This window comes from Billgrantia kenyensis (assembly GCF_013697085.1).
Classification (GTDB): Bacteria; Pseudomonadota; Gammaproteobacteria; order Pseudomonadales; family Halomonadaceae; genus Halomonas; species Halomonas kenyensis.
This window is the reverse complement of sequence record NZ_JACEFT010000006.1, coordinates 41,978-63,452: the sequence shown is the minus strand read 5'-3', so window position 1 is coordinate 63,452 and position 21,475 is coordinate 41,978. Positions and strand designations below refer to the sequence as shown.

At 65.2% G+C, this 21,475-nt stretch carries 21 protein-coding genes; 15 read left to right on the top strand and 6 right to left on the bottom strand.

Annotated features, from left to right (window positions below; all coding sequences use genetic code 11):
• Positions 1–10: 10 nt before the first annotated feature.
• The gene (locus tag H1D44_RS07420; RefSeq protein WP_181514211.1) at positions 11–1,270 is read right to left on the bottom strand and encodes a 6-phosphofructokinase; all 1,260 of its coding nucleotides are present in this window, start codon (positions 1,268–1,270) and stop codon (positions 11–13) included.
• Between the two features lie 190 nt (positions 1,271–1,460).
• Between H1D44_RS07420 and mpl the strand changes: the two genes are divergently transcribed.
• Genes mpl through H1D44_RS07405 form a run of 3 tightly spaced genes read left to right on the top strand, consistent with a single transcriptional unit; the run spans position 1,461 to position 4,194 of the window.
• Positions 1,461–2,840 carry a UDP-N-acetylmuramate:L-alanyl-gamma-D-glutamyl-meso-diaminopimelate ligase gene (mpl, locus tag H1D44_RS07415; protein WP_181514210.1) on the top strand — a complete coding sequence of 460 codons (1,380 nt, stop codon included), beginning with the start codon at positions 1,461–1,463 and terminating at the stop codon, positions 2,838–2,840.
• A complete protein-coding gene (locus H1D44_RS07410; RefSeq protein WP_181514209.1) occupies positions 2,833–3,570 on the top strand; it encodes a flavin prenyltransferase UbiX in 738 nt (245 codons plus the stop codon). The genes mpl and H1D44_RS07410 overlap by 8 nt, the downstream gene beginning before the upstream one ends.
• Positions 3,571–4,194 (top strand): LysE family transporter, encoded by a 624-nt coding sequence (locus tag H1D44_RS07405; RefSeq protein WP_181514208.1) that lies wholly within the window; start codon positions 3,571–3,573, stop codon positions 4,192–4,194.
• A 32-nt stretch (positions 4,195–4,226) separates the two neighbouring features.
• On the opposite strand, the gene H1D44_RS07400 is transcribed toward H1D44_RS07405, so the two are convergent.
• Genes H1D44_RS07400 through H1D44_RS07390 form a run of 3 tightly spaced genes read right to left on the bottom strand, consistent with a single transcriptional unit; the run spans position 4,227 to position 7,461 of the window.
• Complete coding sequence (locus H1D44_RS07400) at positions 4,227–5,627, bottom strand: bifunctional DedA family/phosphatase PAP2 family protein (RefSeq protein WP_181514207.1); 1,401 nt, start codon at positions 5,625–5,627, stop codon at positions 4,227–4,229.
• Between the two features lie 42 nt (positions 5,628–5,669).
• Entirely contained in the window at positions 5,670–6,599 is a 930-nt protein-coding gene (locus H1D44_RS07395) for a diguanylate cyclase domain-containing protein (protein ID WP_181514206.1), read from the bottom strand.
• Positions 6,592–7,461, bottom strand: a complete 870-nt coding sequence (locus tag H1D44_RS07390; protein ID WP_181514205.1) for a hypothetical protein — start codon at positions 7,459–7,461, stop codon at positions 6,592–6,594. Before H1D44_RS07390 ends, H1D44_RS07395 begins: the two co-directional genes overlap by 8 nt.
• Before the next feature lie 90 nt (positions 7,462–7,551).
• Here H1D44_RS07390 and H1D44_RS07385 point away from each other — a divergent pair, with 90 nt between their 5' ends.
• The 11 genes from H1D44_RS07385 (at position 7,552) to lipB (ending at position 17,986) form a co-directional block, all read left to right on the top strand.
• Complete coding sequence (locus tag H1D44_RS07385; RefSeq protein ID WP_181514204.1) at positions 7,552–8,853, top strand: glutamate-5-semialdehyde dehydrogenase; 1,302 nt, start codon at positions 7,552–7,554, stop codon at positions 8,851–8,853.
• A gap of 65 nt (positions 8,854–8,918) precedes the next feature.
• Positions 8,919–9,548 carry a nicotinate-nucleotide adenylyltransferase gene (gene nadD / locus H1D44_RS07380; protein WP_181514203.1) on the top strand — a complete coding sequence of 210 codons (630 nt, stop codon included), beginning with the start codon at positions 8,919–8,921 and terminating at the stop codon, positions 9,546–9,548.
• Positions 9,549–9,614: 66 nt separating this feature from the next.
• Positions 9,615–9,977: a ribosome silencing factor gene (gene rsfS / locus H1D44_RS07375; RefSeq protein ID WP_181514202.1), complete on the top strand. Its 363-nt coding sequence runs from the start codon at positions 9,615–9,617 to the stop codon at positions 9,975–9,977.
• On the top strand, positions 9,974–10,441 hold the full coding sequence (gene rlmH / locus H1D44_RS07370; protein WP_181514201.1) for a 23S rRNA (pseudouridine(1915)-N(3))-methyltransferase RlmH: 468 nt from the start codon (positions 9,974–9,976) through the stop codon (positions 10,439–10,441). The genes rsfS and rlmH overlap by 4 nt, the downstream gene beginning before the upstream one ends.
• A 43-nt stretch (positions 10,442–10,484) precedes the next feature.
• The gene (gene mrdA / locus H1D44_RS07365; RefSeq protein WP_181514200.1) at positions 10,485–12,392 is read left to right on the top strand and encodes a penicillin-binding protein 2; all 1,908 of its coding nucleotides are present in this window, start codon (positions 10,485–10,487) and stop codon (positions 12,390–12,392) included.
• Between the two features lie 3 nt (positions 12,393–12,395).
• Positions 12,396–13,556, top strand: coding sequence for a rod shape-determining protein RodA (rodA, locus tag H1D44_RS07360; RefSeq protein WP_422671657.1), 1,161 nt, complete (start codon positions 12,396–12,398; stop codon positions 13,554–13,556).
• Between the two features lie 55 nt (positions 13,557–13,611).
• Positions 13,612–14,673 carry a lytic murein transglycosylase B gene (mltB, locus tag H1D44_RS07355; protein ID WP_181514199.1) on the top strand — a complete coding sequence of 354 codons (1,062 nt, stop codon included), beginning with the start codon at positions 13,612–13,614 and terminating at the stop codon, positions 14,671–14,673.
• A complete protein-coding gene (locus tag H1D44_RS07350; RefSeq protein WP_238984437.1) occupies positions 14,670–15,668 on the top strand; it encodes a septal ring lytic transglycosylase RlpA family protein in 999 nt (332 codons plus the stop codon). Before mltB ends, H1D44_RS07350 begins: the two co-directional genes overlap by 4 nt.
• A 55-nt stretch (positions 15,669–15,723) precedes the next feature.
• Entirely contained in the window at positions 15,724–16,923 is a 1,200-nt protein-coding gene (locus tag H1D44_RS07345) for a D-alanyl-D-alanine carboxypeptidase family protein (protein ID WP_181514326.1), read from the top strand.
• A gap of 65 nt (positions 16,924–16,988) precedes the next feature.
• Positions 16,989–17,291: a YbeD family protein gene (locus H1D44_RS07340; RefSeq protein WP_181514198.1), complete on the top strand. Its 303-nt coding sequence runs from the start codon at positions 16,989–16,991 to the stop codon at positions 17,289–17,291.
• On the top strand, positions 17,291–17,986 hold the full coding sequence (gene lipB, locus H1D44_RS07335) for a lipoyl(octanoyl) transferase LipB (protein WP_181514197.1): 696 nt from the start codon (positions 17,291–17,293) through the stop codon (positions 17,984–17,986). Before H1D44_RS07340 ends, lipB begins: the two co-directional genes overlap by 1 nt.
• 77 nt (positions 17,987–18,063) lie before the next feature.
• On the opposite strand, the gene lipA is transcribed toward lipB, so the two are convergent.
• Together lipA and H1D44_RS07325 are read right to left on the bottom strand one after the other, a co-directional pair.
• A complete protein-coding gene (gene lipA, locus H1D44_RS07330) occupies positions 18,064–19,116 on the bottom strand; it encodes a lipoyl synthase (protein ID WP_181514196.1) in 1,053 nt (350 codons plus the stop codon).
• Between the two features lie 181 nt (positions 19,117–19,297).
• Positions 19,298–20,287, bottom strand: a complete 990-nt coding sequence (locus H1D44_RS07325; RefSeq protein WP_181514195.1) for a LysR family transcriptional regulator — start codon at positions 20,285–20,287, stop codon at positions 19,298–19,300.
• Positions 20,288–20,393: 106 nt separating this feature from the next.
• On the opposite strand from H1D44_RS07325, the gene H1D44_RS07320 reads away from it, so the two are divergent.
• Entirely contained in the window at positions 20,394–21,395 is a 1,002-nt protein-coding gene (locus H1D44_RS07320; RefSeq protein ID WP_181514194.1) for an ATP-binding protein, read from the top strand.
• Positions 21,396–21,475 lie beyond the last annotated feature (80 nt).

The following is a 21,475-nucleotide window of genomic DNA, read 5'->3' as shown; positions in this document are numbered from 1 at the left end:
CGAGGCGCTTTCAGAGCTTGAAGTCGGGTAGCTTGCGCTCGACCTTGGCCAGCCTGAGGTTCGCCACCTTGGGCAGGCCGTTCTCGAAAGGAGGGTAGTCCTCGCCCTGTATCAGCGGGGCCAGGTAGCGACGGCAGGCAGCAGTGATGCCGAAGCCGTCTTCCCGGATGTATTCGCTGGGCATGAACTTCTCCCGGTTGGCCACCTCGGCCAGCGGAGCGGGCTCGATCCGCCACTCGTAGGGGGCATCGCTGACTCGCTTGATGGCTGGCATCATGGCGTTCTGCCCGGCGATGGCCAGCTCCACGGCCTGCTGGCCCACGGCATAAGCCTGCTCGACGTCGGTGCGAGAGGCCAGGTGCCGTGCCGCCCGTTGCAGGTAGTCGGCTACCGCCCAGTGGTATTTGTAGCCGAGATCCTGCTTGACCATGCCGGCCAGGGTCGGCGCCACGCCGCCGAGCTGGCGATGGCCGAAGGCATCGGTGTTGCCGGAGTCGGCAAGAAAGGTGCCGTCTTCGTAGCGCGCACCCTCGGAGACGACGATCACGCAGTAACCGTACTTCTGTACGCACTCCTCGACGCGAGCCATCACCTTGCTGCGCTCGAAGGGTACCTCGGGAAAGATCACCAGATGGGGCGGCTCGCCTTCGCCCTCTCCGGCCAGCGCGCCGGCGGCGGCGATCCAGCCGGCGTGGCGGCCCATCACCTCGAGCACGAACACCTTGGTCGAAGTGGCGCACATGGAGGCGATGTCCAGTGAGGCCTCCAGGGTGGAGGTGGCGATGTACTTGGCCACGCTGCCGAAGCCGGGAGAGTTGTCGGTGATCGGCAGATCGTTGTCCACGGTCTTGGGGACATGAATGGCGGTCAGCGGATAGCCCATCTTCTCGGACAGCTGTGACACCTTGAGGCAGGTATCTGCACTGTCGCCGCCGCCATTGTAGAAGAAGTAGCGGATGTCATGGGCCTTGAAGACCTCGATCAGCCGCTCGTACTGAGTGCGGTGACTCTCGATATCCTTGAGCTTGTAGCGGCATGAGCCGAAGGCGCCTCCTGGTGTATGACGCAGGGCAGCAATCGCTTCGTCCGATTCTTGGCTGACATCGATCAGGTCCTCGGTCAAGGCGCCGATGATGCCATTGTGGCCGGCATAGACCTTGCCGATGCGGTCGGAGTGTTGTCGGCAGGCTTCGATCACGCCGCAGGCGCTGGCGTTGATCACGGCGGTGACACCGCCAGATTGGGCATAGAAGGCGTTATGCTGGGCCATGGGACTGATGGGCTCCTGCTCTCGTGCGGGGAATGGTCCGTTTCGTACTTCATGACAAGGCGAAATATTTTAGACGAAAGGCAGCAAGCCTGCACGCCGCTGGAGGGCTGTCGCCGCGCCGTGCTAGTCTGCCGGTTTCCTAACGGCAGGCTGTGCCTGCTTGCATTACCCGGTGAAAGGGTCGGAATTCATGCACGTTCATATTCTCGGTATCTGCGGCACCTTCATGGGTAGCCTGGCACTGCTTGCGCGTGATCTGGGCCATACCGTCACCGGCTCGGACAGCGGTGCCTACCCTCCCATGAGTACCCAGCTGGAGGAGGCGGGTATCGCCCTGCATGAGGGCTACGGTCCGGCCAACCTGAGCCCACGGCCCGACCTGGTGGTAGTCGGCAATGCGCTATCCCGTGGCAACCCCGAGGTTGAAGCACTGCTCGATCTGGGATTGCCCTATGTATCCGGCCCTCAGTGGCTGGCGGAACAGGTGCTTCCGGGGCGGCGGGTCATCGCCGTGGCCGGCACCCATGGCAAGACCACCACGGCGAGCCTGCTCGCCTGGTTGCTTGAGTCGGCCGGCCTCGAGCCTGGCTTCCTGATTGGCGGGGTGCCGCGCAATTTCGGTGTGTCGGCACGCCTCGGTGGCTCTGGGGCGCCCTTCGTCGTCGAGGCCGACGAGTATGACACCGCCTTTTTCGACAAGCGCTCCAAGTTCGTCCACTACCGTCCCGAGATCGCCATTCTCAACAATCTCGAGTTCGACCACGCGGATATCTTTGCCGACCTGGCCGCCATCGAGCGCCAGTTCCATCATCTGGTGCGCACCGTGCCGGGGCGTGGAAGCATTCTGCTGGCCGATGGCGAGCCTGCGCTGGAGCGCGTGCTGGAGATGGGGTGCTGGACGCCGGTCGAGCGCTTTGGCTGCGCTGCGGAGTCGCCCTGGCGAGTGGAGCTGGAACGGGAGGATGCGTCGCGCTTTCGCGTGGTGCACCAGCAGGGTGAGGTCAACGAAGACGCCGTGGTCGACTGGACACTGACCGGTAGCCACAATGCGCGCAACGCCCTCGCCGCGCTTGCCGCGGCGCACGCCTGCGGTGTCGACCTGGCGCGGGGATGTGCCGCACTGGCGCGCTTCGAGACGCCGCGCAGGCGCCAGGAGGTGCGCGGCGAGGTGGCGGGGATCCAGGTCATCGATGACTTCGCCCACCATCCGACCGCGTTTGCCATGACCCTCGAAGGGCTGCGTGCCGCTACCCCCCGCGGTCGGCTGCTGGCAGTCATCGAGCCACGCTCCAACACCATGCGACTGGGTAGCCTGCGCGAACGCCTGGCGGCCAGTGTCGCCGCTGCGGACCAGGCTTACTGGTACCAGCCCACGGGCCTGGACTGGCCGCTGGAGTCGGTCATCGAAGCCAGCCCCATCCCGGCGTGTCTCGAAGCGGACATCGACACCCTGGTGGCGGCGATTGTCGCTGAGGCACGGCCACTCGACAGGATCGTGGTGATGTCCAACGGCGGCTTTGGCGGCATCCATGAAAAGTTGCTGGCAGCGCTCGAGGTGGCTCATGGCTGAGGCAAGCTCCGGGCCGTTGGATAAGCCAAGCTCCGGGCCGTTGGATAAGCCAAGCTCCGGGCCGCTGGATAAGCCAAGCTCCGGGCCGCTGGACGAGGAGAGCTCCGCCGCCAGGCACGAGGCGGCCTTTCATCCACCTGTCACGGTGGCCCTCACCGGCGCCTCCGGTGCGCAGTACGGCCTGAGGCTGATCGAGGCGCTGGTGTCGTCGCGGCACGAGGTGTGGGTGATGATCTCCAAGGCCGCCCATCTGGTCATCGATACCGAGACCGATGTTTCTCTCCCGGCGCGGCCCGAGCGGCTGTCTGCCGCGCTCACCGAGCGTAGCGGGGCGGCGCCGGGTCAGATCCGCTGCTTTGCTCGCGAGGACTGGATGGCACCGGTGGCTTCGGGGTCGGGAGCCCCTTCGCGCATGGTGATCTGTCCCTGCTCCACCGGCACGCTGTCGGCAGTGGCCACCGGTGCCAGCAACAACCTGATCGAGCGTGCTGCTGACGTGGCCCTCAAGGAGCGCCGCCAGCTGATTCTGGTGCCGCGCGAGACGCCGCTGTCGGCGATACACCTCGAGCACATGCTCACGCTGACGCGCATGGGGGCGGTGATACTGCCTGCGGCGCCAGGTTTCTATCACAAGCCCGAGCGCGTGGCAGATCTCGTCGACTTCATCGTGGCGCGAATTCTCAACCAGCTCGGCATCGAGCACCGGATGCTGCCTCGCTGGGGGGAGTAAGTGATCAAGCTGTCGTTGCTGTCGGTTTTCGTGCCGACCTTTCTGTTCGTTTCGCTGACGCCCGGCATGTGCATGACCCTATCGATGGTGCTGGGCATGACCCAAGGAGTGAAGCGCACGCTATGGATGATGGCCGGGGAGCTCGTCGGGGTCGGGCTGGTGGCGCTTGCCGCCGGGGCCGGCGTGGCCGCGCTGATGCTGCGTCAGCCCGAGCTCTTCGCCTTGTTCAAGTGGGTGGGGGGCGCCTATCTGGGTTACCTGGGCGTGATGATGTGGCGCTCGCGTGGGCGCATGGCGATCCCGCTGGAAAACGTTGAGCTACCCAGGGTCTCGCGTGGCCAACTGGCGCTGCAGGGGTTCGTTACCGCAGTGGCCAACCCCAAGGGCTGGGCTTTCTTCGTTGCGCTGCTGCCGCCGTTTCTCGATGCCTCACGGTCGCTTGGTGGCCAGTTGGCCATCTTGATCGCGATAATTCTGATCATCGAATTTCTCTGCCTGCTGCTCTATGCCGTCGGCGGCAAGGGGCTGCGTCGGGTGCTCGGCGAGAGCGGCAACGTCCGCCTGCTCAACCGCATTGCCGGAACGCTGATGGTAGGCGTGGGGGGCTGGCTGGCCCTGGGCTGAGCGTCGGTATCGGTCGCCTAGCCGCGTCGGCATCATACTGGCGGCAGCAAGGTGACCCGGGTGGCAACGAGAATCAGCGAAGCCACGCTGAGGGCCAGCCAGGGGCAAGGGGCGAGCGAGGCGCGAGGCTTGCGCTGCCAGGCCAGCCGCACCAGGGCGCACACCACCAGCCCCAGCAGACCGCCACCGATGAGGTCCGACAGCCAGTGCACGCCGATCACCAGGCGTGACAGCGCCATGGGCAGTGCCAGAGCGATGGCCGTCCAGTAAACCCAGAAGCGGCGGTGTGAAGGCAGTTCATGAGCAATGAAGGCGGCGGCCAGGCCGTACAGCACCACGGCGGACGAGGCGTGCGCGCTGGGGTAGGCCAGCGAGCCGGTGAGGTAGTCCGGGGTGTCCGGTCGAGGCCGGCCGATGAGTGCCTTGCCCAGCGTGTTGAGCAAGGCGATAAGGCCAAGCCCGGCGGCTATGTGAGCGAAGGCTGCCAGGTGTCGCCTGGCCAGCAGCCAGGCTGCCCAAGGCAGCACCAGGGCGAGAATGCCGTACATGTCGCCGATGCGTGCCAGCAACTGGCCAGCCTCGGGCAGCAAGGGCACGACCAGATCGTCGAAGAAGGCGTGCACCTCGCGATCGAGCGGGAAAGGACCGCGCTGGCGAATGACGGTGATAGTGAGGCCGGAGAGCCCGCCAAGAGAAAAGATCAGCAACAGCCAGCTGGCCAGGGGAACCTCTCCCCGGCGCCAGCTCTGCTTCAACCATGCCCGGCGCAGCCTGGGATGCAGCCTGGCGGCCCTGGCCAGAACCCGATAAACGCGCCCTGAGCGACTCACCTGATGACGTAGCCATGAAAAAGCCAACGCAAGCACGACGATGGCGATGGCCAGCGTGAGCAGCAGCTCCTCAAGGCCTGGCGGCAAAGTCAGCAGTTGCTGCCAGGTCTGCCCCAGCAGGTATCCAGGCAGCACGTAGGCAGGTGCCCACAGTGCTGCCGATGCCAGGTTGGCCCACAGGAACGCGCGTGGCGACATGTGCAGCATGCCCGCAATCAAGGGAATCACGGGGCGCACCGGGCCGACGAAGCGACCGAAGAAGACCGACAGGCTGCCATAGCGTTGAAAGAAGCGTGCGCCGCGGGCCAGCCACTCGGGATGGCGTGACAGGGGCCATAGGCGAGTCACCCGCTCGCGCTGGCTGTAGCCCAGGGCGAAGCTGATCCCGTCGCCGAGTACGGCGCCGATGAAGGCGGCCAGCAACAGTGAGGTGATGGCCAGGTCCTGATGGCCGGCAAGCGAGGCGACGGCGGTAATCAGAACCACACCGGGCAGAAGTAGCCCGACCAGGGCGAGCGACTCCAGCAGGGCAATGATGCCAACGAGGAACAGCAGCATCGTTGGGGAGGGGGCGAGCTGCTGCAGGGTTTCGATCAAGCTCAAGCATCGGCTCCTTGTTCAGGCCGCGCCGAGGCGCAGTGTTCCCTAGGTATCGCAGAACTGTCGTGTCAGGCTCAGCAAGCGCTGTTCGAAGCGTGGCCAGCTTTCGCCGGGCAGGCGCTGGCAGTGACCAATCTGTGCGCGCAAGGTTCCGGTGTCCACCAGCACCGTACTCTCCAACGACTGCTCTATGCGCTGCTGGACCATCTGCGCACCGCTGCGGCTGGTATCCGGGAGCACCAGCCAGAACGTTGCGCTGCCCTGGCGTCCCAGGAAGTCGTGGCGGCGCGAGCAGCGGTGAATCGCCAGGCACAGGGCATCGAGGAGCGACTGGCGAGCCCGGCCGCCGAACTGCTCGCTGGCCATTTCCAGTTGGGGCAAGTGGACGACCAGCACGCCCAGCGGTTGACCGAGAAACTGGGTGCGCTGGTACTCGCTGACCAGCAGTTCGTGAAGCGACTCCCGTGCCAGGGCGTTGCACTGGCGGTCCTGCGGATTGGTTGCATCGAGCAGCACCTGCTGGCGTCGCTGTTCCCAGGGAACCAGGGCCACTACCAGAGCGATGGCACCATAACTCAATGCCAGGTGGATATCCGCGGGATGATCGATCAGCAGTAGCCAGGCGGGGGCCAGCAGCAGGTTGAGCAGCATGGCGGAGGCAAGCGGCAGCAGCAGCACTGTGAGCAGTGGTGCCAGGCCCAGCCACATGACGCCACTCTTGTCCAGCCAGGGTAGCTCCAGGGCCAGCATCAGGTAACCGACGATCAATGTCAGGTAGGCCGGCAGGCGCACCTGGCTGACGCGAGAAAGGCGCAGCAGGCAGGCAACCAGCATGACCAGGGACAGGGAGGCGGGAAGCAGAATACGGTCGTAATCCCCCATCAGGTATCGCCACATTGCGTAGGTACCCAGCAACAGGGTGGCTGCCCCATAGGCAGCACCGAAGCGTATCGCCAGGTTGGGGTTTTCATCCATGGGGGAGCTCCGCTTCCACCCGGGTGGGCTCTTGCTGGCGCTCGAAGCGCACTGCCAGCTCCTCCAGGGTGGTGATGTGGCTCAGGGGTATGAAGCGTACCTTGCTCCTGGGGCGTAGCGCGTTGAGCAGCGTCTGACGCCGCTCGCCGGCCTGGGTGCCGTCACGGCTGAGCAGCAGTGTGGCCAGGGTACGATTGTCCAGGCGGTAGCAATTCTCGAACTGATGCGTCAGGCGGCACAGCTCCTGTGCCATGGTCCAGAACTGTCGTCGTGGCGTATGCACCAGCATCAGCTCACCGTGCACGCCTTCGCGACGACAGCGTGCGCGCTCACGACGCAGGTCGCTCGTCAGCTGCTGGCGACTCCAGAGTGGCAGGCCTGGCACCAGGCGCATGCGCTGCCGCGAGGGTGATCCTGTCGGCATCAGGTTGCGGTTGTGCGCGAGGCCGAGGAGCATGAGCAGTAGCAGCACCAGGCCCGAGAACAGGGTCTGTTCGATACCCAGCAGATCGGCCAGTCTCCACCAGGACAGGCCCGCCAGGGCGCAGCTCAAGGCCAGTACCCAGCCGGGCTGCGGCAGCATCAGCAGGGCAGGCCATACCCATAGCCACAGGGCATGGCGTTCGGGGTCGACCAGCAGCAGCCCGGCCAGCAGCAGGCCGGGCAGCAGCTGCCAGGGTACCGCGGCGGGGCGGCGATGACTCAGCTCGAGCAGGCTTGCCGTGACCATCAGCCAGGCACCTGCCAGTGCCAGCAAGCTACCGCTGGAGAGCTGTTCCGAGAAAAAGGCCAGCAGGATCAAAAGTAGCGCTGCGGCCCACAGGTTCAGGCGCATCAGCCCGACTTTGTACTTGCTCTGCATGGTGCCTTACTATGGAGTCCGACGTGGTGTCGCGCCAGTATAACGCCCGTAGCGCCGTGTGGCGCCCTGCCCAGGAGAACTTCACTCAGCATGACCGCTCACGCCTCTCATAACGAACGCACCGACAGTGACGTCGGTGATATCGCCACCTACATGACGAACCTCGGCCAGGCGGCTCGAGCCGCTGCCACCCGCATGCGCCGTACCGTGACGGGTGACAAGAACCGTGCCCTGCTGGCGATGGCAGAACAGTTGCAGCATCACCGCAGCGAGGTGATGGCAGCTAATGCCGCCGATCTGGCGCGAGGCCAGGAAAGCGGGCTGGATGCGGCGCTGCTGGATCGTCTGGCCCTGGACGATGCGCGCTTCGATGCCATGCTCGAGGGCTTGCATCAGGTGGCGGCGCTTCCTGATCCCGTCGGTGAGATCGACGCCCTTCGCTCGCGCCCGAGCGGCATCCAGGTCGGCCAGATGCGCGTGCCGCTCGGCGTGATCGGCATCATCTACGAGTCTCGGCCCAACGTGACCCTGGAGGCAGCCAGCCTGTGCCTGAAGTCGGGCAATGCCTGTATCCTTCGTGGGGGCTCCGAGGCGCGCGAGTCCAATGCGGCGATTGCCGCCTGCATTCGCCGCGGATTGCGCGAGGCCGGGTTGCCGGAGGCGACGGTTCAGGTCGTTGCCACCACCGATCGTGCCGCGGTCGGGCAGCTGATCTCGATGCCTGCGTATGTCGATGTGATCATACCGCGTGGGGGCAAGTCCCTGATCGAGCGGATTTCGCGCGAAGCAAAAGTCCCGGTCATCAAGCACCTGGACGGGGTGTGCCACGTCTACGTCGATGCCACTGCCGAACTGGACAAGGCGCTGGCCATCGCCGTCAACGCCAAGACCCAGCGCTACGGCACCTGCAACACCATGGAAACCCTGCTGATCGATGCCCCCGTGGCGGAGGAGCTGTTGCCGCGCCTGGCCAGCGCCTACGCGGAGCATGGTGTCGAGCTGCGGGGCTGCGAGCGCACCCGGGCGATCCTCGACACTATCACTGCCGCCAGCGAAGAGGACTGGCATGCCGAGTACCTGGCGCCGGTGCTGGCAATTCGCGTGGTGGATGGCATCGAAGCGGCCATGGAACATATCGATCGCTATGGTTCGCATCACACCGATGCCATCGTCACCGAGCATTATGGCCTGGCGCGCCGATTCATGGCCGAGGTCGACTCCAGTTCGGTGATGGTCAACGCTTCGACCCGCTTCGCCGATGGCTTCGAGTACGGCCTGGGCGCCGAGATCGGCATTTCCACCGATAAGCTGCACGCCCGCGGGCCGGTCGGTCTCGAAGGCCTGACTACCCGCAAGTACGTGGTTCTGGGCGACGGTCAGGTTCGTCAGTGACTGTCCAGTGCTGCCCGGTGCCGTCCCGGCAAGCGACCAAGCCGCTACAGCCGCCGCGAGTCGCAATGCTGGGCGGCACCTTCGATCCGGTCCACCTGGGGCACCTGCGCAGCGCCGTCGAGCTGAGAGAAGTTCTCGGGTTGGACCGGGTGCACATGGTGCCTGCCAGCATCCCGCCGCTGCGAGATGCGCCGCAGGTAGCGCCGCAGGAGCGCTTGACCCTGCTCGAGCTGGGCATCGGTGATACGCCAGGGCTCGTGGCCGATGGCCGCGAGCTCGAGCGCGACGGCCCCTCCTTCACTGCCGATACCCTGGCCGGCTTGCGTGAAGAGTATGGCTCTCAGGCACGACTGGTGATGGCGTTGGGGCACGATGCCTTCCTGCGCCTGGCAGACTGGCATACGCCTCAACGCCTTTTTTCGCTGGCCCACCTGGTCGTCATCGACCGTCCCGACCACGATTGTCCTCTTTCACCTGCATTGAGCGAACTGATTGCCGGGAGGGAGGTCGATAGTCCTGAGGCATTGATGCAGCGCCCTGCGGGTCGCCTGTTGCGCCTGGCGCTCCCCACCCGGCTGGCCCTCTCGGCGACGGCGATACGCGAGCGGCTGGCTGCGGGCCGCAGCATACGCTACCTGCTGCCTGAAGCCGTTGAGCGAAGAATCATGGCCAAATCGCTTTACCAGCAGATTTGAACGCTGCCAGCGATGGCTCAAGACGCTACAATGGCGGCGTCCAAGACTTCCCGTTGATGAGGGGCTATGCATAACGATTCGCTCAAGACCCTGGTAGTAGATGCACTGGAGGACCTCAAGGCCAAGGATATCGCGCTGCTGGATGTCTCCCGGCTGACGAGCGTCACTGACCTGATGATCGTGGCCAGCGGGACCTCCACGCGTCACGTGGCGGCACTTGCCGAGCATGTGGTCGAACAGGCCAAGGCCAGGGGGAACCAGCCCCTGGGGGTGGAGGGGCAGAGCGGTTCCGACTGGGTCCTGGTCGATCTCGGGGATCTCGTGGTCCATGTCATGTTGCCCGAGACGCGAACACTCTACGACCTGGAGCGACTCTGGGCCGACCTGCCCAGCGATGGCGAGCAGCAGCAGGAGCACGGGAGCGCATGAGGGTTCGCCTGCTGGCGGTCGGTACCCGTATGCCCGCCTGGGTCAACGAGGGGGTCGAGGAGTATCGCAAGCGCCTGCCGCGTGACTTCAGTCTGGAAATCGAGGAGATCGCCCCGGGGCAGCGTGGCAAGAATACCGGCCCGGCAAAGGCGGTCGCCCTCGAGGCCAAGCGCATCCGCGAGCGGCTTCGCGGCGATGAATTGACGGTCGCTCTCGAGGTCGAGGGTCGGCCCTGGAGCACCCGGCGCCTTGCCGAGCAGGCTGAGAGCTGGCGCCATGAAGGGCGTGACGTGGTGCTGCTGGTAGGCGGCCCCGATGGCCTGGCGCCCGAGCTCTCCTCGGCAGCAGACCGACGCTGGTCGCTGTCACCGCTCACGCTGCCGCACCCGCTGGTCAGGGTGGTCGTGGCAGAGCAGCTCTACCGCGCCTGGACCCTGATGGTAGGCCACCCCTACCACCGCTGAGCGTCGGTTTACCTAGAACACTGAGTCGAGATCATTTGCCGGCATGCGCGAGCGCCGAGATACCCTCAAGAATCCCGAGCAGGAGCTGCGCATCTTTCGAGTGCGCGCCATGCTGGCTGCACTGACGATCCTGATACTGGCCGGGCTGCTGTCCGGGCGGCTGGTCTACCTGCAGGTGGTGCAGCATGAGGTCTACAGCACCCGTTCGGAAAAGAACCGGGTGAGGGTGGAGCCGCTGCCGCCTACCCGCGGCTTGATCTATGATCGCAACGGCGTCCTGCTGGCCGAGAACCGCCCAACCTACAACCTGACCCTGATCCGCGAACGGGCCGGCAATCTCGATGCCACGCTGGACCGGCTGCAGGAGCTGCTCGAGCTCAGCGCGGAAGAGGCGGAAGGCTTCCGCATCCGCGCCCGCCAGCCCCAGCGGCCGTTCCAGCCTGCGCTGCTGATGAGCGATCTCGACGAGACGCAAATCGCCCGGCTGGCGGTCAACCGGCATCGCTTGCCGGGGGTCGAGGTCGAAGCCCAACTGCTGCGCTACTACCCCGACTCCCGGATCATGGCGCACGCCCTGGGCTACGTGGGCCGCATCAATGCGGAAGAGATGAGAACGCTCGATCCAGGTCGCTATGCTGGCACTCATTTCATCGGCAAGACCGGCGTCGAGCGTTACTACGAGGATGTGCTGCACGGGCAGGCCGGGCTGCGCCAGGTGGAAACCAACGCCCGGGGTCGCGTCCTGCGCGAGTTGGGGCGCACCGATCCGGTGCCGGGACAGAACCTCGCCCTGACACTCGATAGAGAGCTGCAGAAGCTGGCCTATGATCTGCTCGATGGTCGGCGCGGCTCCATTGTGGCCATCGTTCCCCAGACGGGTGAAATTCTGGCCATGGTTTCCGCTCCCGGGTTCGACAGCAACCAGTTCGTGACCGGGATTGATTTCGCCTCCTACCGCGCGCTGCAGGAGGACATCGACCTGCCGCTGTTCAACCGCGCCATTCGCGGCCAGTATCCGCCGGGCTCCACGATCAAGCCCTTTCTCGCCCTGGCCGGCCTGGTGGAAGGAGTGATTACTCCGGACAAGACGATCAATGACCCCGGCTTTTACCAGCTGCCCAACGATAGCCGCCGCTACCGCAACTGGCTGCGCTGGGGGCACGGCCGCGTGGACATGGAGCGTTCCATTGCGGTATCGAACAATACCTATTACTACTCCCTTGCCCATGAAATGGGCATAGACCGCCTGCACGAGCATATGACTGCCTTCGGCTTCGGTCAGCGGGTTGGACATGATGTGTTCGGCGAGAGCGGGGCGCTGATGCCGTCACGCGACTGGAAACGCGCCCGTTTCAACCAGCCATGGTATCCCGGCGAGACGCTTTCGGTGGGCATTGGCCAGGGGTACTGGCAGGTCACGCCGCTGCAGCTGGCAACCGCCACCGCTGTGCTTGCCAATCGCGGCCAGTGGGTCAAGCCTCGCCTGGCCAGCCTGATCGGCGATGAGCCGGTAGAGTCGGAGCTGCCGGACACCCCCGGCAATATCCACGTCCAGAACGATGTCTGGTGGGACCGGGTCTTCTCCGGTATGGAAAAGGTGCTCACTGGGAGCGAGGGGACGGCCAGGCGCACCGGGGTGGGGCTCGAGTATCGCATGGCGGGCAAGTCGGGCACTGCCCAGGTGTTCTCCCTGGGCCAGGATCAGCGCTACAACGCCGAGGAGCTAGCCGAGCGCCTGCGTGATCACGCGCTGTTCATGGCTTTTGCCCCGCTGGAGGATCCCCAGATTGCCGTTTCGGTCATCGTCGAGAATGCTGGCGGCGGCAGCACCCATGCTGCCCACCTTGCACGCGCCATGACCGATGCCTGGCTGCTTGAAGAGGAGGCGCCCGATGCCGATGAAATCCGCGAGGCGATGGACAGCGACGACAGTGTCGTGGCGGGGAACTGAACCATGGCTCTGATGGCGTTGACGAAGGGGCTGCGGGCCCGACCGGTCAAGGCGCCGGAAAGCGGGATCTCGCGACGCAAGAGCCTGTGGGAGCGAACGCATCTCGATCCCTGGCTGCTGCTGCTGCTGCTGGTGCTGATGGTATCCGGTCTGGCAGTGCTGTTCAGCGCCAGCGGCCAGCGCATCGAAGTGGTCATGGCCCAGGGAACCCGTTTCCTGGTCGGCGTCGTGGTAATGCTGGTGCTGGCGCAGGTTCAGCCTGTCACGCTGCTGCGTTGGGCGGCGCTGGTCTATGGCGTAGGCCTGCTGATGTTGGTGGCTGTCGAGCTGGTGGGTGATGTCGGCATGGGCGCAAAGCGCTGGCTGGTGATCCCGGGGGTGGTACGCTTCCAGCCTTCCGAACTGATGAAGCTGGCCATGCCGCTGATGCTGGCCGCGTGGCTGAGTCGTCGCCAGCTGCCTCCGCGATGGAAGGACATCATCGTCTGCGGTGTGCTGCTCGGCCTGCCGGTCATGCTCATCGCCAAGCAGCCCGACCTGGGAACATCGCTGCTGGTCGCCTGCGCCGGGGTCTTCGTCGTGCTGCTGGCCGGACTCTCCTGGCGCTTTATCGCCTTTCTCTCGGTAGCCGCCGCCTCGGCGCTGCCGCTGCTGTGGATGAACCTCCATAACTACCAGCGCCAGCGCGTACTGACCTTTCTCAATCCGGAGAGCGACCCGCTTGGTGCCGGCTGGAACATCATTCAGTCGACCACCGCCATTGGCAGCGGGGGCACGTGGGGCAAGGGTTGGCTCCAAGGCACCCAGTCGCAGCTCGAATTCCTGCCCGAGCGGCATACCGATTTCATCGTTGCCGTCCTGGGCGAGGAGTTCGGCCTGGTGGGGATGCTGCTTATCCTCATCCTCTATCTGCTGATCGTGCTGCGCGGACTGTGGCTGGCGATGGCCGCGCATGAAACTTTCGGGCGGCTGCTCGGGGGGAGCATCATCCTGACCTTCTTCATTTATGTCTTCGTCAACGTGGGGATGGTCAGCGGTATCCTGCCAGTGGTAGGCGTTCCGCTACCGTTGGTGAGCTATGGGGGGACCTCCAGCGTGACCTTGCTGGCGGGATTCGGTATTCTCATGTCCATTCATGGACACCGTCGCCTGCTGCCGCGTTAGCCGGCCAGCGGCATGGGTTCGAGCGACTAGGCCCCGGTCAGGGAGTGGCACAAGCATGACGCCATTGTGGAAAAGCAAGGGGGCTGCCGCGTTGGCGGCAACGTTCCTTGGATTAGTGACAGCGCCACTGTATGCGGCGGACTTTGCCCCGACTCAGCATGAAGGGGCCAGGCAGATGGTCAGCGAACTCAGCGAGCAAGGCATCGATCGCGACTGGCTGGAGGCGGCACTCAACGATGCCGTATTCCAACAGGGCGTGCTCGACGCCATGGAGGGTGCCGCGGAAAGACGCCTGCGCTGGGATGAGTACCGTGAGATATTCCTGCAGCCGGAGCGCATCCAGCGTGGTGCCGCCTTCATCGAGGCCCATGAGGAGGCCTTCCAGCGCGCCGAGGAGGAGTACGGCGTGCCTGCGGAGATGATCGCCGCCATCATCGGTGTCGAAACCAGCTATGGGCGCTTTACCGGGCGCCACCGGGTGCTCGACTCCCTGGCCACGCTGGCCTTTCACCACCCGGTACGCGGTAACTTCTTTCGCGGCGAGCTGGCGGCCTTTCTCGAGATTACTCACGAGCAGCAGGTGGAACCCGGTAGCCTGAAGGGGTCCTATGCCGGTGCCATGGGCTACCCACAGTTCATTCCCACCAGCTATCGTGCCTATGCGGTGGACTTCGACGGTGATGGGCAGCGCAATCTCTGGACCAACCCGATCGATGCCATCGGCAGCGTAGGCAACTACTTCGCCGTGCATGGCTGGCGCCCTGGCGAGCCGATCTATGCCGAGGCGGAAGGTCCTGCGGAGCCTCCCGGAGAGATCGACTTCAACCGCACCCAGCCTCCCTATGCCGAGCTGGCGGACCTGGAGCGGGCCGGCATCTCGCCCGAGAGCGCTGACGAGGAGGACGCCGCAGTGATCCCCCTGGCGCTGGAAACCAGCGACAGCGATTGGCGCTATCGTCTGGGCCACCACAATTTCTACGTCATCACCCGCTACAACCATAGCCATCTCTATGCCATGGCCGTGACCGAGCTGGCCGAAGAGATTGCGGCGATGCGCGAGCTAGGGGTTGTCACGCTGTCCTCGGCGTTGGATGCCCAGCCGGAGGACATGCCGTGAAGATCGGGTGGGCAATACTGGTCGTGACGACGCTGCTGGCGGGCTGCGCCGGGAGCGGCTCGAAAACTCCGGCCCAGCGAGATGACACCGTCAAGGCAACGGCTGTCGTCCCGGCAAGCGGCGAGCGCTACGCCATGAGCGGCGATGCCTATCCCATGACCCCCCCCGATGTCAGTCAGGTGCCGGACGCCGTGCCGCGGATCGAGCCACTTTCTCGCGGGGGCAACCGGTCGACCTACGAGGTCTGGGGCAAGACTTACAACGTGCTGCCGGACGCCCGCGGCTACGCGCGGCAGGGTACCGCCTCATGGTATGGCGAGAAGTTCCATGGCTATGCCACCTCCAACGGCGAAATCTATGACATGTTCAAGATGACTGCCGCGCACCGTTCGCTGCCGCTGCCCACCTACGCCCGGGTCACGAGCCTGGACAACGGTCGCTCGGTCATCGTGCGGGTCAACGATCGCGGGCCTTTCCACAATGATAGGGAAATCGATCTTTCCTATGCTGCTGCTGCGCGGCTCGACATACTGGAGCGTGGCACCGGCCGGGTCAAAGTCGAAGCGATCGATGCAGAGGCCTGGTTGGCGGAAAATGCCGGTAACGCAGCGAACGGTGAAACCGTCGCCGCTGTCCAACCTGCGGCCGGAACGGAGGTTGGCCAGGACGAGGGTGGCCGGGACGAGGCGGTGCAGGAGGTGGCTTTGGCAGCCTCGAATGATGCCGCGGCCTCGACCAATGGCTCCCGCAGCTCCGGCGAAGGGGCCGCGCCGATCTATCTGCAGATCGCGGCGCTGGGCTCGGCTGACAGTGCCAGGGCGCTCAAGGCACGCCTGGAAAACGAGCTGTCGCATCCCGTGCGGGTCGCGGATGCCACCGGTATGTACCGTGTACAGGTCGGTCCCCTGGCCGATGCCGGGAAGATCGAACCCGTGCGTACTGAATTGAGGCGGGCCGGTTTCGATCAAGCCTTTATTGTCAACGGCGCCGAGTGATCAGCGTCTTTATCCTTTGACCTTTCTTGACGACGTAGCGATGAGATCCATGCCCATGCGAGTGCTGTTTTCCCGTTTCCGTTCGCGACTTCTGATCCTGGCACTGCTGTGCCTGACGCTGGTCGTTTCGCAGGCTCTGGCCCAGGCGGTGCCCCAGCCACAGACGATGATTCCGGCCCCGCCGCAGATCGCGGCGAAATCGTGGATCCTGATGGATGCCGACAGTGGCCGGGTGCTGGTCGAGCACAATGCCGATGAACGCTTGCCACCGGCAAGCCTGACCAAGCTGATGACCGCCTATCTCGTCGAGCGGGAACTGGATCGTGGCAACATCAGCCTCGACGACAAGGTTCGCGTCAGTGAAAACGCCTGGCGTACCGGCGGCTCCAAGATGTTCATCGAGGTCAACACCGAGGTGTCGATCCGCGACCTGCTCTACGGCATCATCATCTCGTCGGGTAACGACGCCAGCGTGGCCGTGGCCGAGCACCTGGCAGGAGGGGAGGCGCCCTTTGCCGACCTCATGAACCAGCACGCCACGCGCCTGGGGCTGCATAACACCAGCTTTGCCAATTCCACCGGACTGCCGCATCCCGAGCAGTACTCCACGGCCCGCGACATGGCGCTGCTCTCGCAATACATCATCAACGACTATCCCGAGCACTACGCGGTCTATGCCGAGAGGTACTTCACATACAACGACATCCGCCAGCCGAACCGCAACCGGCTGCTGTGGCGCGACCCTACCGTCGATGGGCTCAAGACCGGCTGGACCACGGAGGCGGGCTATGGTCTGGTGGCGTCGGCCAAGCGTGACGACATGCGTCTCATCTCGGTGGTGATGGGCACCAGCTCGGAAGAGTCGCGCGCGCAGGAAACCCAGAAGCTGCTCAGCTACGGTTTTCGCTACTACGAGACCCTGAAGCTCTACGACCAGGGTGCCGTGCTCAACTCGCCGCGCATCTGGGGAGGCGAGAAGAACGAACTGCGCGTTGGCGTCGACAGCGACGTGGCGATGACGCTGCCGCGGGCGCGTAATGAGGAGCTCAGCGCGCGTCTCGACATTCGCGATGACCTCACTGCGCCGGTCAGCCTCGGCGATCGGGTAGGGACCCTGGAGGTTCGCCTGGGTGAGGAGGTCGTGGGGGAGCACCCCCTGGTGGCGCTCGAGTCGATCGAGGAAGGGGGGCTGTTCAAGCGCCTGTTCGATCAGGTGCGTCGCTTCTTCAGCAACCTGGTGGGCGGGTGGTTCTAGCCCGCCTTGGTTGCCGTCAGGTAGTTGAGTAAAATGGTCGGGAACTGCCCGAATCGAAGAGAGCCATGTCAGACGATAAGCTACGCGACCTCCGTCAGCCGGCCCAGGCGGCGGCGCCGAAGATCGACTTCCCCTGCGACTACCCGATCAAGGTGGTGGGTGACGCCAGCGAGGACTTCACCGCCGTGGTCTGCCAGGTGGTGTCACGGCACGATCCCGGCTTCGATGCGACTGCCATCGAAGTGGTGGAGAGTCGTACGGCGCGCTTTCTGTCGGTGCGCCTGACCCTGCGCGCCACCGGCGAGCCCCAGCTCAAGGCACTGTTCAGCGAGCTCAAGGCCACCGGCCGTGTACACATGGTCGTGTGATGGCCGCGCCTCAGCAGCAAGGCCGCGGCGAGCCGATCGTGCTATATCGCCTGGGGCGCCGGCCCTACCTGCCGGTATGGCAGGCCATGCGCGACCTGACCGATACCCGCGACGCTTCCACTCCCGACCAGTTTTGGCTGGTCGAGCACGAGCCGGTGTTCACCCAGGGGCAGGCGGGCAAGCCCGAGCACCTGCTGATGCCCGGCGATATCCCCGTGGTCCAGACTGACAGAGGCGGGCAGGTGACCTATCACGGGCCGGGGCAGGTCGTGCTCTATCCGCTGCTCGATGTGCGTCGCAACCGGCTTGGCGTACGTGACCTGGTCAGCGCGTTGGAGCATGCCGTGATTGCCGTGCTGGCGGACTATGGGGTGAAAGCCCGGGCGCGGCCCGACGCTCCCGGTGTCTACGTGGGCGAGGCCAAGATCGCTTCGCTGGGCCTGCGCATTCGGCGCGGCTCGAGCTATCACGGGGTGGCCCTCAACGTCGACGCCGACCTTGCCCCGTTCCAGCGCATCAACCCCTGCGGCTATGCCGGCATGGCCATGACCCGCCTCGCCGACCTGGTTGAGACTCCGCCCGGCGTCGAGGAGGTCGGCACCGCGCTCGCCAGACAGCTGGCCGGCCAGCTCGGGCGGGCGCTGCTGGCATCGAACGACATGCCGGCCGGCCCCGGTGCCGTGCACTCCGCCTGAAGCGACGGCGTGCCACAATCGCAGAAGGCGACCCGCGGGTCGCCTTCTGCGTCTCATGCTCCGGGCCTTTGCGGTTCTCAGCCCACGTTGATGGCCTGAATGCGGTTGGCGTCGGGCTCCTGCCCGGGAACTTCGGCCGGGGCCGCGAGGCCCAGGTTGTTCTTTTCGAACACCCGGTCGGCACGGTAGCTGGAGCGCACCAGGGGGCCGGACGCCACCTCCATGAAGCCTTTCTCCAGTCCCAGGCGCCGGTAGCGCTCGAACTCCTCGGGGCTGACCCAGCGCTCCACCGGCAGGTGGTTGCGGGTGGGGCGCAGGTACTGGCCGAGGGTGACGATGTCGACATCGATGGCGCGCAGATCGTCGAAAGTGGCAAGTATCTCCTCGTCGGTCTCGCCCAGGCCCAGCATCAGGCTGGTCTTGGTCAGCACGTCGGGCCGATGGCGCTTGGCGTGGGCCAGTACGTCGAGGGTCTTGCGGTACCCGGCGCGGGGGTCACGCACGTAGTGGGTCAGCCGCTCTACCGTCTCGACGTTCTGGGCGAATACCTCGAGGCCGGAATCCACCACCCGCTCGATGGCGGCCGGATCTGCATCGAAGTCGGGGGTCAGGGCTTCGACGACCACGGCCGGGGTATTCGCCTTGATGGCCTTGATGCAAGCCGCGTAGTGGGCGGCACCGCCGTCGACCAGGTCGTCACGATCCACCGAGGTCAACACCACGTAGCGCAGTCCCATCAGTTCCACTGACTTGGCGGTGTTGGCCGGCTCCTCGCTGTCGAGCCAGCCGCCGGGGTTGCCGGTATCGACGGCGCAGAAGCGACAGGCCCGGGTGCACACCGAGCCCATCAGCATGATGGTCGCGGTACCGTTGCTCCAGCACTCGCCCATGTTGGGGCAGTGGGACTCGGCGCACACGGTGCTCAGGCGATGTTCGTTGACGTTGCGCTTGACCGCCTCGAAGCGGCCGCCGCCGGGTATTTGGGCCCGCAGCCAGTGAGGCTTGCGTCCCGGCTCCGCTCGCTCCTCGGCCTGGTTGCGCTGCTTGATGCCATCCTTGATGGCGGCAAAGCCGTGTTCGGTGCGGAATTTCGCGCCGCTCGGCACACGGTTTGAGGCGTTGTCGCTCATAGGGTGTGAGCCCTCCACTCGGCGCCTGCCAGTGCCATGCATGCACCGCGAAAAAGGTTCGGTCGGGGCGGGCGGCAGGCCATAGGGCTGGCAGGTTGATACGTTAGTCGCAGTGTCCGTAATCTATCATATTCAAGCCGGGCTGGCACAGCGACGCTGTCTCGTGGCAGGAGCAAGTCGCTCAATCGGACGGCATGGGCAAGCAGACCACACCATGGTCGGGTATCGGCTGTGGCGGCGCCTTGAAATGCGCCTCGATCTCGCCCAGCCGTTCGCGCACGAAGCGCAGAAACAGTTCGGTGACCGGTGTGGGGAAGCGGTCCCTGGGATAGACCGTGCACCAGGAGCGGCGCAGGGGGAAACCGGGCAGTGGCAGTTCGGCCAGCAGTCCCGCGCGAAGCTCCAGCCGGACGGCCAGGCGTGGCAGCACCGCCACGCCCAGGTGCGCCATGACACCCTGCTTGATCGCCTCGTTGGTGCCCAGTTCCATGGTATGCTGAAGTGCTACGTCCTGCTCGGCGGCGAGCTGTTCGAAGGCGGTGCGAACCCCGGAACCCGACTCTCGCATCAGCAGATAATGGCGAGCCAGGTCCTCCAGGGTGGGCGCGTTTGCTTCCAGCAGCGGATGGCCGGGCCAGACGATGGGAATCAGCTCATTTTCCAGTACCGGCATGAAGACCAGGTTGTCGTTGTCCTCGGGCACCATGGCCATGATCACCAGGTCGTCCCGCTTGGCCGCCAGGCGCTCCAGCGCCTGGCTGCGATTGCACACCTGAAGCCGGACCTGCACGTTGGGGTAGTGTGCACGAAAGCGGGCGATCAGGTGGGGCACGACATACTGCGCGGTCGACACGGCCGCAAGGTTGAGCTCTCCCGAGATGGTGCCGTCCAGGTCCGACAGGGTCATCTGCAGGCGCGATACCTGGCCGAAGATGGCCTGGGTCGACGCCGCCAGGGCGTCCGCGGCGGGCAGCGCATGCAGTGTCTTTCCGGTGTACTTGAACAGCGGCTGGCCAAGGGCCTGTTCCAACTGGCGAACTTGCGCACTGACGGCTGGTTGGGTCAGGCCCAACTGTTCGGCAGCCCGCGAATAGGACTGCTGGCGATGCACGGCCTGGAAGACCTGCAGCTGGCGAAAGGTCAGGCGGTTGAGCAGCCTTGGCGTCGTCATCGTTGGACCTGCAGAGAGGAAAGGGTGAGGCCCGGCGGGGCCCCTGTCATGCTATCACCGCCGGCACAGCGGGTCATGCCGGCGACCTTGCCTGAGAATCGAGTCAATGCACAGCGTTGATAACGAAGTGCTGCGTCAGCACCGGTGGCGCCGCGTCATGCTGGCCGGCAGCGGCATTGCGGGACTGCGTGCCGGTCAGGCGTGCACAGAACTGGGGCTGGCCTGGTGCGGCCCCGATGGTGTCTCCGGTGAAGCGCTGATGGAGCGAGCCCGGGCGTTGGGCTGTGACGCCGTGCATCCGGGTGAAATGAGTGCCGACGACCAGTGTCGCCTGGCCCGGGCCTGTTCGCGTTCAGGGCTGGCATTCATTGGCCCGAGTGAAGCGTTCATCACAGCCATGTGCGATGCGAGCGCCGCCTGCCAATGGATGCTCGAAGCAGGACTGCCGCTTGGCGAGCCGGAAGCCTGTGCCGCGCGAGTTCACCTGCCGGTACTGGCCGACGAGCGCGGTCAGGCGCTGGCGTTGGTCGAGCATGAATGGCTGGGTGAGGACTTCGCGGTGGCGCCAAGCGAGCGGTTGACGCCAGAGCAACGCGCCTACCTGGGCCAGCTCGCCGTGAAAGGAGCGAAAGCCATTGGCCTGGTCGGCTTGGCAACGCTGAGCTTTACCCTGGCCAATAATCGCCTTGGCTTCGTTGCCATGCGCCCTGGTCTGACGGGCTATGAAGGTCTGGCCGAGGTGCTGAGCGGGCTCGATCTGGCCGTCGAGCAGATTCGCCTGGTGTCCGGCGAGCGGCTCCGGCGCCCCAGGGTCGGGCATATGGGGCATGGTCCGGGGCGTCCAGGCCAGGCGCGCTGGCGTCTGCTGTCGCCCGGCAGTGGTCACCTGGGGGGAGGGCCGGGCGTCAGGCTCGACCAGGCTGCCCGGGAAGCTGGCATGCGGCTGCTGACCTGGGGGCGGGACGAGGCTGAGGCGCAGCGCCGGGAGCGCCGGGCACTGAGAGAATGGTATGGCGAACCTGACCCCTCTGGGGACGATGACAAGATGACTTCGAGTGACTCCTCGGTAACTCCAGATACAAAAAATCGACAAAAACGGCTGCGCTGAACCGGCGCAGGGCGTATTATGCTTGTTGCAGTGCAGCATATATTCTCCGCCTGTCCACGCTCCGAGTGTGGAAGGTCACA